Annotated in this window: 9 protein-coding genes; 4 read left to right on the forward strand and 5 right to left on the reverse strand. The window is 66.2% G+C overall.

Features of this window, described 5'->3' with window-relative positions; all coding sequences use genetic code 11:
- Nucleotides 1-3: 3 nt before the first annotated feature.
- The 3 genes from ACYCUK_RS03945 to ACYCUK_RS03955 form a co-directional block, all read right to left on the reverse strand.
- The gene (locus ACYCUK_RS03945; protein WP_461593533.1) at nucleotides 4-3,099 is read right to left on the reverse strand and encodes an efflux RND transporter permease subunit; all 3,096 of its coding nucleotides are present in this window, start codon (nucleotides 3,097-3,099) and stop codon (nucleotides 4-6) included.
- 74 nt (nucleotides 3,100-3,173) lie between these two features.
- The gene (locus ACYCUK_RS03950; protein ID WP_461593534.1) at nucleotides 3,174-4,316 is read right to left on the reverse strand and encodes an efflux RND transporter periplasmic adaptor subunit; all 1,143 of its coding nucleotides are present in this window, start codon (nucleotides 4,314-4,316) and stop codon (nucleotides 3,174-3,176) included.
- A 48-nt stretch (nucleotides 4,317-4,364) separates the two neighbouring features.
- Nucleotides 4,365-5,852, reverse strand: coding sequence for an efflux transporter outer membrane subunit (locus tag ACYCUK_RS03955; RefSeq protein WP_461593535.1), 1,488 nt, complete (start codon nucleotides 5,850-5,852; stop codon nucleotides 4,365-4,367).
- Between the two features lie 245 nt (nucleotides 5,853-6,097).
- Here ACYCUK_RS03955 and ACYCUK_RS03960 point away from each other — a divergent pair, with 245 nt between their 5' ends.
- Nucleotides 6,098-6,958: a helix-turn-helix transcriptional regulator gene (locus tag ACYCUK_RS03960; protein ID WP_461593536.1), complete on the forward strand. Its 861-nt coding sequence runs from the start codon at nucleotides 6,098-6,100 to the stop codon at nucleotides 6,956-6,958.
- 557 nt (nucleotides 6,959-7,515) lie between these two features.
- On the forward strand, nucleotides 7,516-9,228 hold the full coding sequence (leuA, locus tag ACYCUK_RS03965) for a 2-isopropylmalate synthase (protein WP_461593537.1): 1,713 nt from the start codon (nucleotides 7,516-7,518) through the stop codon (nucleotides 9,226-9,228).
- Between the two features lie 44 nt (nucleotides 9,229-9,272).
- Here the strand turns inward: leuA and fabA are convergent, their stop codons facing one another.
- Complete coding sequence (fabA, locus tag ACYCUK_RS03970; RefSeq protein ID WP_461593538.1) at nucleotides 9,273-9,788, reverse strand: 3-hydroxyacyl-[acyl-carrier-protein] dehydratase FabA; 516 nt, start codon at nucleotides 9,786-9,788, stop codon at nucleotides 9,273-9,275.
- Nucleotides 9,789-9,885: 97 nt separating this feature from the next.
- Between fabA and ruvA the strand changes: the two genes are divergently transcribed.
- Both ruvA and ruvB read left to right on the forward strand, forming a co-directional pair.
- Nucleotides 9,886-10,464 (forward strand): Holliday junction branch migration protein RuvA, encoded by a 579-nt coding sequence (ruvA, locus tag ACYCUK_RS03975; RefSeq protein WP_461593539.1) that lies wholly within the window; start codon nucleotides 9,886-9,888, stop codon nucleotides 10,462-10,464.
- 5 nt (nucleotides 10,465-10,469) lie between these two features.
- Nucleotides 10,470-11,519, forward strand: coding sequence for a Holliday junction branch migration DNA helicase RuvB (gene ruvB / locus ACYCUK_RS03980; RefSeq protein ID WP_461593540.1), 1,050 nt, complete (start codon nucleotides 10,470-10,472; stop codon nucleotides 11,517-11,519).
- A gap of 66 nt (nucleotides 11,520-11,585) precedes the next feature.
- On the opposite strand, the gene ACYCUK_RS03985 is transcribed toward ruvB, so the two are convergent.
- A complete protein-coding gene (locus ACYCUK_RS03985) occupies nucleotides 11,586-12,845 on the reverse strand; it encodes a DUF3443 family protein (RefSeq protein ID WP_461593541.1) in 1,260 nt (419 codons plus the stop codon).
- Between the last annotated feature and the right edge of the window lie 68 nt (nucleotides 12,846-12,913).

The raw sequence follows: 12,913 nt of genomic DNA on the forward strand, positions 1-12,913 counted from the left end.
CGTTCAGCTGCCTTGCGGCGCGGCCTCGGCGCCGCGCAATGCCTTGGCGCGGGCTTCGTGGCTGTGGTCGGCGCCCAGCATCATGTACATCGCCGGCACCACGAACAGGGTGAACAGCGTGCCGATGGACAAGCCGGTGGCGATCACCAGGCCCATGTTGAAGCGGCTGACGGCGCCGGCGCCCGTGGCGGTGATGAGCGGAACGACGCCGAGCACCATGGCGGCGGTGGTCATCAGGATGGGACGCAGGCGCATGCCGGCGGCATGCTCGATGGCCTCGCGCTTGGTTCGGCCTTCGCGCTGCAGGTTGTTGGCGAATTCCACGATCAGAATGCCGTGCTTGGAAATCAAGCCGATGAGCGTGACCAGGCCGACCTCGGTGTAGATGTTGAGGGACGCACCACCAATGCCGAGGTTGATGAACAGCAACGCGCCGGAGATGGCCATGGGCACCGACACCAGGATGATGATGGGGTCGCGGAAGCTCTCGAACTGCGCCGCCAGCGCCAGGAAAATGATGACCAGGGCGAAACCGAAGGTCAGCACCAGGCCGCCCGATTCCTGCTCGAACTGGCGCGAAGGGCCGGCATAGTCGAAGCTGTAGCCGGCCGGCAAGGTGCGCTGCGCCAGTTGCTTGAGGTCATTGAGCGCCTGGCCCTGCGCCACGAAAGGCATGGACACGCCCTGGATGGTGGCCGAGTTGAGCTGCTGGAAGTGGTTGATGGTCTCGGGCTGCACCGTGGTTTTCAGGTGCACCACGGTGGACAGCGGCACCATCACCCCGCTGCTGGTGCGCGCGTAGTAATGCTTGAGCTGGTCGGGGTTGAGGCGGAAGCGCTGCTCGACTTGCGGGATGACCTTGTACGAGCGGCCGTCCAGCTCGAAGAAGTTGACATAGCCACCGCCCAGCATGGCCGACAGCGCCGAGCCAATCTCCTGCATGGTCAGGCCGAGCTGCGCCGCCATATTGCGGTCGATCTCGATGCGCGTCTGTGGCAGGTCGATGCGCAGGTCGGACTGCAGGAAGATGAACTTCCCGCTCTTGAGCGCCTGCTGCAGAAACTGCTGCGACACGGTGTAGAGCTTGTTGAACGGCTCGGTGGTGGTGATGACGAACTGCACCGGCAGGCCGCGCGCCCCAGGCAGCGAAGGTGGCTGGAACACGGCGATCTGCGAGCCGGCAATGTGATTGAGCTTTTGCTGCAGCCCCGGCTGCAGTTGGTTGGAGGTTTTTGTACGCTGATCCCAGGACTTGAGCACCATGCCGGCAATCACCTGGCTGGGCGTGTTGAGCTGGAACACATGGTCGGTTTCCGGGTAGGTCTTGAACACGTCGTAGACCTGCCTGGAATACAGCTCGCGCTGCGCCAGGGTGGCCGTGGGGTTGTTGAAGGCGATGGCGATGAGCACGCCCTGGTCTTCCTGCGGAGCCAATTCTGACTTGGAGGTGCTGTAGAGGAAATAGATGGAGCCGAGGATGATGACGGCCATCACCGCCGTCACCGGCAGGAAGTTCAGCGAGCCGTGCAGAGTGCGCTCGTAGCGCTTGTGCAGGCGCTCGAAGCTGCGGTCGAGGAACAGCACCAGGCGGTCCTGCCAGCTGCGGCTTTGCGGGTCGGGCGCTTTCAGCAGGCGCGAGCACATCATCGGCGACAAGGTGAGGGCGATGATGGCCGACATGACCACCGTGCCCACCAGGGTGAAGGCGAACTCGGTGAACAGCGCGCCGGTGAGCCCGCCCATGAAGCCGATGGGCACGTACACCGCCACCAGCACGATGGTCATGGCGATGATGGGATTGGCCAGCTCGCGCGCCGCGCGCACCGCGGCGTCGAAGCGCGTCATGCCCTCCTCGAGGTGACGGCTGACGTTCTCCACCACGATGATGGCGTCGTCCACCACCAGTCCGATCGCCAGCACGATGGCCAGGAGCGTGAGCAGGTTGATGGAGTAGCCCAAGGCCAGCATCACCGTGAAGGTGCCGATGATGGACAGTGGAATGGCGATCAGCGGAATGATGACCGAGCGCAGCGAGCCGAGGAAGATGAACACCACCGCAGTGACGATGAGAATGGCCTCGAACAGCGTTTTCACCACCTCGTCGATCGACGAGGTGACGAACTTGGTCGAGTCGTAGACGATCGTGCCCTTGAGCCCGGCTGGCAGTTGCGCCTGGATGTCGGGGAAGGCCTTGCGCACGCGGGCAACGACGTCGAGCAGATTCGCCCCCGGTGCAACCTGGATGCCGATATAGACCGAAGTCTTGCCGTCGAACGCCACCGAAGTGTCATAGTCGTCAGAGCCCAGCGTGACGTTGGCCACGTCGTCCAGCCGCACCACCTGGCCGTTCACGCTTTTCACCACCATGTTTCTGAAGCCGGCGAGCGACTTCAGGTCGGTGTTGGCCGAGAGGTTGATCTGCACCATCTGGCCCTTGGCGTTGCCCGTTGCGGCCAGATAGTTGTTGGCCGACAGCGCCGTGTAGACGTCAGCCGCCGTCAGGCCGTAGGCCGCCAGCTTCTGCGGATTGAGCCAGGCGCGCAGGGCGAAATTCTTCGCCCCGAGCAGCTCGGCGGTCTGCACCCCTTCGATGGCCTGCAACTTCGGTTGCACCGTGCGCACCAGGTAATCGGTGATCTGGTTCGGCTTGAGCACATCGCTGTAAAAGCCGATGTACATGGCGTCGATGGTCTGGCCGATGCTCACGGTGAGCACAGGTTTTTGCGCCGCCGGCGGCAGCTGGTTGAGCACCGAGTTCACCTTGGTGTTGATCTCGGTGAGGGCTTTGTCCGGGTCGTAGTTCAGGCGCAGGTTCGCGGTGATGGTGCTTACGCTCTGGACACTGCTCGACGTCATGTAGTCGATGCCGTTGGCCTGGGCGACGGCGTTTTCCAGCGGCGTGGTGATGAAGCTGGCCACCAGATTGGCGTCGGCGCCGGGGTAGGCGGTGGTGATGGTGACGACGGCGTTCTGCGTATAGGGATACTGCAGCACCGGCAGCAAGCCGACCGAGCGCAGGCCCAGCACCAGAATCACCAGGCTGACCACGGTGGCCAGCACCGGGCGCTCGATGAAAATATCGGTGAATTTCTTGTTCATGTGCGATGCCGCGTGGTGTTCAGGTTGGACGTTCAGGCTCGATGCTCAGCTTCGACGGACGGACGCTCAGACGTTCAGGAGTTCGGCACTTGCGGGTTCGCGCTGTTGGCCGGCTGCACACTGTTGTTCACCAGAATGGGCGAGCCGTTGCGCAGCTTGAGCTGGCCAGCCGTCACCACCGTCTCGCCGGCCTTCACCCCCTTGAGAACCGCCACCTGGTCGCCACGCGTCGGGCCGGTGGTGATGAAGCGCTGCTCGGCAATCAGCTTGGGTTTGCCGTCCGGCCCCTTGCCGTCATCCTTCACGATGAATACCGTGGCGCCATAGGGGTAGTAGGCCACCGCGGCATTGGGCAGCGTGATGTACTGCCGCGGCTGGCCCTGGGTGATGTGCACCGTGGCAAACACGCCTGGCAGCAACTCGCCCTTGGGGTTGGGCACGCGGGCACGCACCGTGAGGTTGCGGGTGGTGGTGTTGACCTGGGGCTCGACCGCCGTGACCTTGGCCTCGAAGGTCTTGCCGGGCACAGCGCTGGTCTGGACCTCGGCATTCATGCCCACATGCACCAGATCGATCTGGTTCTGCGGCACGGTGAAATCGACTTCCATCGGGTCGAGCTTTTGCAGCGTGACCACGGCCGTGCCCGGCGCCAGATACTGGCCCAGATTGACTTGGCGAATGCCAAGCTGGCCGCTGAACGGGGCGGTGATGGTTTTCTGCGCAATCAGCGCCTGCTGCGCCGCGACCTGGGCTTGCGCACTTTTCAGCGTGGCGGCGTCGGTATCGACCACGGCCTGGCTGATGGCCTGCACCTTGAGCTGCGCCGTATCACGCTTGAGGTTGAGCTCGGCCAGCGCCGCCTGCGCCTGCAGCTGAGCGAGTTGGGCTTTCAGCGGCGACGGGTTGAGCTCCACCAGCGCTGTGCCGGCGCGAACCTTCTCGCCCGAATCGAAATGAATCGCCGTCACCAGGCCGCCGACTTCGGCGCTCAGGCTGGCCTGTTGGCTGGCGCTCAGATTACCCAGCGCCTCCACCGTGGGCTGCCAGCTCGACTCCTGCGCCACCATGGTGGACACGGTCTGCGGCGGATTCGACATGCCCTTGATCGCCTTGCCGATCATGGTGGTCTTGAACTGCTGAAACCACACCAGGCCGCCTACCACCACGGCGGCGATGATGAGCATGATGATCATGCGTTTGGTGGTGCCTTTGGTCATCGATGACTCCGTTTTTGCTGTTTTGTGCAAGGGGTTGAAGGCCGGGCATCAGTGCCCCGCGGCTGGTTCGGCCGTGGTGACCACACCGCCGCCCATGGCCTGGTAGAGCGCCGCGCTGTCGGCCAGGCGCGCTGCCTGTGCGGCAATCAGGCCGATGCGGGTCTGCTGCGCCTGCTGCTGCGCGGTGAGCAGTTGCAAATAGCTGGCCGCGCCGAGCTTGTATTGCTGCTCGACGAGCTTGAGCGATTCCTGCGCCGAGGCATCCGCCGCGGCCTGTGCTTGCAGGGTCTGGGCGTCGTTGTCGAGCTGGCGCAGGGCATCGGCCACATTGCGCAGCGCCTGCAGCACGGTCTGCTGGTAATTCGCACCTGCGGCTTGCAGGCTGGCTTCGGCGGCATTCGCGCCAGCCTTCAGCCCGGCGTTGAACAGCGGCTGCGCCAGCGAGCCGGCCAGGCTCCAGATCATCGAGCCCGGCCCGAACAACGCGCCGGTGGTGAGCGCCTGCGTGCCCAGGCTGGCGCTGAGGTTGAGCTGCGGGTAGAGGTTGGACACCGCCACGCCATACTGCGCCGTGGCCGCGTGCAGCAGCGCGGTGGAGGCCTGGATGTCAGGGCGCTGCCGCACGAGCTCGGAGGGCACGACCAGCGGCAAGGTCGCGGGCAATTGGAAATCGGCCAGGGTGAAGCGCGGCACGTCGGCCGCACCCGGCGCCTGGCCGATCAGCACCGCCAACAGATGGTCGGCCTGCTCCAGCTTGTTGCGCAGCGGCGGCAAGGTGGCGCGGGTTTGCTCCACCTGGGTTTGCAGGGTGAGCACGTCGGCCTTGGCGGCGGCGCCCAGCTCGAAGCGTTTGTGGGCAATATCGAGCTGGCTTTGCTGCGCCTTGAGGATGGCTTCGGTGGCCCCGATCTGCGCCGCCACCTGCGCCTGGCCAAAGACGGTGGTGACCACATTGCCAGCCAGGGACAAACGCGCGCCGGCCAGCTGGTAGGCCTGGTAGTCGGCCTGCGCCGCCAGTGCCTCCAGGGCGCGGCGATTGCCGCCGAACAGGTCGAGGTTGTAATTGACGGCGATGCCGGCGTTGTAGAGGTTGTAGATGTTCTGGCCACCGCCCTTCTGGCCGAAGCTCGATGCATTGGAGGCATTGCGGCTGGCCCCGAGCTTGGCGTTGACCGTGGGGTACAGCGTGGAGCCGGCTTGCGCCGCGTAGGTTTGCTGCGCCTGGCGCAAGGTGGCTTCGGCCGCGGCCAGGGATGGACTGTTTTGCAGCGCCTGGGTCACCAGCGTGTTGAGCCGCGCCGCGCCGAAGCTGGTCCACCAGTCGGCCGCAACCGCTTGGGTCGCGACCAAGTTCTGCGCCCCGCCCATGGCGCCGGGCGCCGATGCGATGCCAGCCGGCAGTGCTGCGCGCGTGTAGCCACCCACCGCGGGGGCGGCCGGCGTCTTGAAATTCGGCCCGACCGTGGTGCAACCAGCCAGCAGCGCGGTGCCCAGGGCCATCCATAAGGCGCGCCGGGGCGCGGTCAATCGGTGCATAGCCATCTAGTCCTGTTTGCAGTGCGGCATGGTGACGACGAGCGAGCCGGCGGGGAATCGGCATGGGGGGCCATCGCGCCAACTTGCGCGGGTCGCGCGGCCAAGCCAATGGACGCCGATTCTAGGGAAAGGCCCCCATTCCTGCCGCGGCCCAAACCAAGCAGTCGATCCATCTTAGGCGCACAAATCCTGGCGCAGTCGCTTTACTATGCCAACTTATATCGCGAACCAGCCAAACCAGAACCATGGGACTTTCTTGTGACATCCAGCAGATCATCGACAGCGGTGGCGGCGCCGAACTCATTGCCGTCAATGTGCGCAATGAGGTGGCCTTCGATCCGACCCCCCATGTGCACGCGCGCGGCACCCTGTTCCTGCTGACCGAGGGCTTGGTCGCGGTCGAAACCGCACGCGGGCGCTTCCTCGCGCCGCCGCGCGGCATCGGCTGGATGCCGCCGAGCGTGCCGCACGCGGTGCAGTCCTACGGCCCCACGGCGGGTTTCGGCGCGTTCCTGGCCGCAGAATTCTGCGGCGACCTGCCGGCCGAGCCCACCAACTTCCAGGCCAGCCCGCTGGCCGTGATGGTGATGCAGCGAGCCGTGGCCTGGGCGCCCGATAAGCCCTTGGGCCCGGCGCAGATGCGCCTGCTGCTGGTGCTGCTGGACGAAATCCGCCAGACTCCCACCGAGCCGCTGCAACTGCCCTGGCCGACGGATGCGCGCCTGCTCGCCATCGCCCGCGCCCTGCTGGCCGATGTCGCCAACCCGCGGCGTCTCGAGCAATGGGCGCACTGGGCCGATATCAGCTCGCGCAGCCTGAGCCGCAAATTCGTGCAGGAAACCGGCATGACCTTCGCGCAGTGGCGGCAATGGGCGCGCCTGACCCAGGCGCTGGAATGGCTGGCCACGGGCCAGGCCGTCAAGCATGTGGCGCTGTCGCTGGGGTATGACAGTGTCAGCGCCTTCATCAAGGTGTTTCGCCAGGCCCTGGGAACCACTCCGGCGGCGTATTTCCAGAACCGGGGGGCGCTGCGCGACGCCGGCGCCACTCCTGGTCAGGAAGGCGTGGCCAGCGCTGAGCCAGGTGGCGCCGTTCCCGTGGCTTGAGGCCAGCCGGGATCGTATGGGGGGGTCGATCGGCACGCGCCGGAGCTGCTCTGGCGCGGAGCCGGCGGCGCGGCGTACGCTCTGGGCGTTCATTCCCCTTGCGTTTGACGCAAGGCAGCGTTTTTGCTACTGTTGCAGGGCTATGAAGCCTTGTTCATCCACCATGCGCATCTCCACCACATGCACCTCGGCCGCAGCCCTGATGGCCATGCAGCGTGCCCAGATGCTGCGCCTACTGCGTGTGGATGGCGCGCGGCGACTGCGCCCGGCGCGCCCCTGATCCGCCCCCGCACGGCTCTGCCGCCGTCCCGCCCGGGATCGAATCGCTGCACCCCAGCGCAAGCCGCAGAACCCGCCTCTGACCCAAAAGCTCCGCCCCATGTCGCCATTCGCCACGCTCACCGCACGCATCACAACCAGCCGCCTCCTGCTACGACTACGCAGCGGCAGCCTGGCCCTGCGCGCGCGACAGTCAGGCTGCCATCAGTCGCTCCTTGAAGTTCAGCGTTTGCGCTGAACGCCTTCCGATTTCGATTGCCTTGCCGGAGATTGCCGCCATGTTGAAGCACCCGCAGACCAAATACCGCCCCATGCCGCCCGTGGGTTTGAAAGACCGCACCTGGCCCGACCAGGTCATCAGCCAGCCGCCCATCTGGATGAGCACCGATCTGCGCGACGGCAACCAGGCGCTGTTCGAGCCGATGGACGCGCAACGCAAGATGCGCATGTTCAAGCTGCTGTGCGGCATTGGCGTCAAGCAGATCGAGGTGGCGTTTCCCTCGGCTTCGCAGACCGATTTCGACTTCGTGCGCGAGCTCATCGAAGGCGGCCATATTCCGCATGACGTGACCATCGAAGTGCTGACCCAGGCGCGCGAAGACCTCATTCGCCGCAGCTTCGAGTCGCTGCATGGCGCCAAGCAGGCCATCGTGCATGTCTACAACGCCACGGCGCCGAATTTCCGCCGCATCGTGTTCAACGTGGACGAAGCCGGCTGCACGCAAATCGCGGTGAACGCCGCCACCCTCATCAGGCAGCTCGCCGCCGAGCGGCCCGAGACGAAATGGACCTTCCAGTACAGCCCCGAGGTGTTCAGCGGCACCGAACTGCCGTTCGCGGTGTCGGTGTGCAATGCCGTCACCGAGGTCTGGCAGCCCACGCCCGAGAACAAGATCATTTTCAACCTGCCGGCCACGGTGGAGATGAGCACGCCCAATGTTTACGCCGACCAGATCGAGTGGATGCACCGCCACCTGGACCGGCGCGACAGCATCGTCCTGTCGGTGCACCCGCACAACGACCGCGGCTGCGCCGTGGCGGCGGCTGAGCTGGCGGTGATGGCCGGGGCCGACCGCATCGAGGGCTGCCTGTTCGGCAACGGCGAGCGCACCGGCAACGTGGACCTCGTCACGCTCGCGCTGAACCTGTATTCGCAGGGCATTCATCCGGGGCTGGATTTCTCCAACATCAACGCCGTCGCGCGCGCGGTGGAAGACTGCAACCAGTTGCCCATCCACCCGCGCCACCCGTATGTGGGCGACCTGGTGTTCACGGCGTTTTCCGGCTCCCACCAGGACGCCATCAAGAAAGGCCTCGCGGCGCAGAAAGCCACCGCCATCTGGGAAGTGCCCTACCTGCCGGTGGATCCGGCCGACCTCGGCCGTGCCTACGACTCGGTCATTCGCGTCAACAGCCAGTCGGGCAAGGGCGGCATCGCCTACCTGCTGGAGTCGGCTTACGGTCTGGTCATGCCGCGGCGCCTGCAGGTGGAATTCAGCGGCGTGGTGCAACAGCACACCGACGCGACTGGCCTGGAGGTCACGGCGCAGGAGCTGTGGGCCATGTTCGAGCAGACCTATGTGAAGGCCGAGGAGCCGCTGCGCTATGTGACGCACCACCTCATCGAGCACGGCCAGCAGCAGGGCATTCGGGTGGAGCTGGAGGTGGACGGCCGGCGCGTCTCGCTGCGCGGCGAGGGCAACGGCCCGATCGACGCCGCGGTGCAGGCGCTGCACTTGCCGCTGGTGGTGCAAAGCTATGAGGAACGCGCGCTGGGCCTGGGTTCGGGCGCGCGCGCCGTGGCCATGGTGGAAGTGGCGATGGAGGGCATGACGGCCTCGACCTTCGGCGTCGGCATCGACCCGAACATCGTCACGGCATCGATCCGCGCCATCATCTCTGGCGCCAACCGCCTGCTGGAGCGCGCCGACGCCGCCGAACGCGAGCCCCTGCTCAAGGGCCTGCAGGCCAAGCTCAGGGCCGTGGCCTGAAATTGCCCGGGGGCGGCCGCGCACTGCACGGCACCCTCGGCTCGTCAGAACCCTTCGGTGGACGTGAACAGGCCGACGCGCAAGTCTTTGGCGGTGTAAATCTCACGGCCATCGACCGACATCACGCCGTCGCCGATGCCCATCACCAGGCGGTGGTTGATCACGCGCTTGAGGTTGATGTGATACGTCACCATCTTGGCCGAGGGCAGCACCTGGCCGGTGAATTTCACCTCGCCCACGCCCAGCGCCCGGCCGCGGCCCGGCGCGCCCATCCAGCCGAGATAAAAACCCACCAGTTGCCACATCGCATCCAGCCCCAGGCAACCGGGCATCACCGGATCGCCGTCGAAATGGCAACCGAAAAACCACAGCTCGGGCTTGATGTCGAGCTCGGCGCGGATCTCGCCCTTGCCATAGCCGCCGCCGTGGTCGGCAATGTGAACGATGCGGTCCATCATCAGCATGTTGTCGAGGGGCAACTGGGCGTTGCCGGGGCCGAACAACTTGCCGTGGCCGCAGGCCACGAGCTCGTCGTGGGTGTAGGAGGACTGGGGTTTCATGGGCGCAGATGCAGCGAAACCTTGCAGTTTAGTCGGCCCAGGCTGGCGCTGGCCGCTTCAGGCGGCCGTGTCGGGCCGGGCTGCTAAAGTCCTCGGCATGATCGGACGCATTCACGGCACCCTGCTGGACAAGACCCCACCGCAACTCCTGGTGGACTGCGCCGGTGTCGGCTACGAGATCGACGTGCCCATGAGCACGCTCTACGGTCTGCCCGCCGTGGGCCAGCCCGTCACGCTGCTGACGCATCTGGCGGTGCGCGAAGACGCACACCAGCTCTACGGCTTCGCCACCGCGCAGGAGCGGGAGGCGTTTCGCGCACTCATCAAGATTTCCGGCGTGGGCGCACGCATCGCCCTGGCGGTGCTGTCGGGCCTGAGCGTGAACGAGCTGGCCCAGGCCATCGCCGCACAAGACCCGGCGCGGCTCACGCGCGTGCCCGGCATCGGCAAGAAAACCGCCGAACGCCTGTTGCTGGAATTGCGCGGCAAGCTCGGCCCCGACCTCGGCCGCCCGGTGGGCGGCATCACCGCGCCCGGCCATGCCGACGTGCTGCAGGCGCTGCTCGCCCTGGGGTATTCCGAGCGCGAAGCCAGCGCCACAGTCGCCAAGCTGCCGGCCGACAGCGGCGTGGACGACGGCATCCGCCAGGCGCTCAAGGCGCTGGCCAAGGGCTGAACGGCATGAGCATTCAGGCCGACAACTTCGACGCCGCACGCGTCATCAGCCCGGCACCCGCCTCGCCGCAGGAAGAGGCGGTGGAGCGCGCGCTGCGCCCGCAGGTGCTGGCCGACTACATCGGCCAGGCCAAGGTGCGCGAGCAGCTCGACATCTTCATGAGCGCGGCGAAAAAGCGCGGCGAGGCGCTGGACCATGTGCTGCTGTTCGGCCCCCCGGGGCTGGGCAAGACCACGCTGGCGCACATCATCGCCCGCGAAATGGGCGTGAACCTGCGCTCCACCTCGGGGCCGGTGCTGGAGCGCGCCGGCGACCTGGCGGCGCTGCTGACCAATCTCGAACGCAACGACGTGCTGTTCATCGACGAGATCCACCGCCTCTCACCCGTGGTCGAGGAAATTCTCTACCCCGCGCTGGAGGACTACCAGATCGACATCATGATCGGCGAAGGGCCGGGCGCGCGCAGCGTGAAAATCGACCTGCAGCCCTTCACCCTGGTGGGCGCCACCACCCGCGCCGGCATGCTCACCAACCCGCTGCGCGACCGCTTCGGCATCGTCTCGCGGCTGGAGTTCTACACCACCGGGGAACTCACCACCATCGTGCAGCGCTCGGCGGCTTTGCTGCAGGCGCATATCGAGCAGGACGGGGCGCTGGAAATTGCCCGCCGCTCACGCGGCACGCCGCGCATCGCCAACCGCCTGCTGCGCCGCGTGCGCGATTACGCCGAGGTGCGGGCCGACGGCCGCATTGCCCGCGACGTGGCCGATGCGGCGCTGAAGATGCTGGACGTGGACCCTCTCGGCTTCGACCTGATGGACCGCAAACTGCTGGAAGCCATCGTCCACCGCTTCGGCGGCGGGCCGGTGGGGCTGGACAACCTGGCCGCCGCCATTGGCGAGGAGCGCGACACCATCGAGGATGTCATCGAGCCCTTCCTCATCCAGCATGGCTACATCCAGCGCACCCCGCGCGGCCGCATCGCCAGCCCCGCCACCTATGCCCACCTGGGCCTGGCGGCACCGCGCGCCCCAGGCGACTTGTTCGGCGGCTGATGCGGCATCCTCCGCCTGCAGCCTTCGCCGCCTGGCCGAAGGCGCCGCAAGAGCGTTGACAGTTCCCTAGAACGCGACGAAACCGTAGTCGTTCGAATTCGGAGCCTGCTGGATGCCGGTGCCGATCGTGCGCCCGTAGAAAAACGGCAGACCCAGATCCACCTGGCCTGTAATGGCCGCCGTGCCCCCAAGGGCCGGCAGCGCGGCATTGCCGGTCTGGAACATGGTGTCAGCGTTGGCGATGGTGATGCTGGTGCTCGACGACGCCGCCCCCGAACTCAGCTGCAACGCCACGTTCGCCGCCGGGCTCGGGCAATAGAAACCGCTGGATTGCGTGCAGGCCGGCAGGTTCAGCGCGGTGTAATAGCCGTTCGAGCCGCTGTCGATGAAGCCGGTGCCACTGCTGCCGTTGACCGCGATCGGCAGGTTGCCGTAGCGATCGAGCGCGAACACCTGCGCCCCAGCCGGCAACTGGTTGTTGCTCGCGGTATTGATGCCAAAGATCAGCACGCCGGTGGCCGCTTGTGAGCCCCAGGGCAGCGAGGCGGCAGGCAAGGTCAGGATGCTGCCGTTGTTGTAGCTGGCAGGAAAAGCGGCAATCGGATTGATGCCTTGCTGCGCATAGCTGGCGCTGGTTTCCGTGCAGGTGCCGCCATTGCAGTCGTAGTAGACGCCGGGACTGGGCGTGTTTTGAGTGGCATAGGCCGATGGCGGATAGGTGCATGCGACGCCGCAGTCGTACTGAAAATTACTGATGCCGAGAATGCCGTTGACCACGCTTCTTAACGACTTGGAAAAATCTTGGCCCTGGTTCTGGCAGGCTTGCGGCGCCGTCTGGGGAATGCTGGTGTCGCCGATGACTTCGATCGGAATCGCCCAGCCGGTGCTCAGGCCCCCGATCTGCACCATGGCCGAGCGCATGCTGCCCCAGGTGTAGCCCGAGGCGAACTGGGCGCAGGCCGCGAGTTCACCTCCTGTACCGGTGGTCACGGCCGGCAAGTTCAGGCTATTCAGCGCGGAACTGGCGAACAGGCGCAGGCCGGCGGAGCCGGTATCGACCAGCACATCGGGAATGCTGACGCAACCGCCAGAGCTGTTGCAGACCGTCACCGTGACATAGGGTGTGTTGGCGGTATTCGAGCCGGTGCTTGCGAGCTGCAGGATGCTGACTGGCACCACGTTGCGCCCGCTCGGCGGATTCGCCAGGCTGACGGGTGGGTTTCGGGTCGCGGGCGGGTCACTCGGGGCGCTGCCCCCGCCACCGCCGCCGCAGCCCGCCAACAAAGCCGCAACAGTCAGCGCGGCACCAAGAGCCAGATGGCGCAAGGCCGCACTCCCGCCTATCGGTGGGACGTTGCGCCACGGGCCTCGAAGGCCGCCCAGTGATGGGCCCC

The organism is Thiomonas sp. (genome assembly GCF_054608695.1).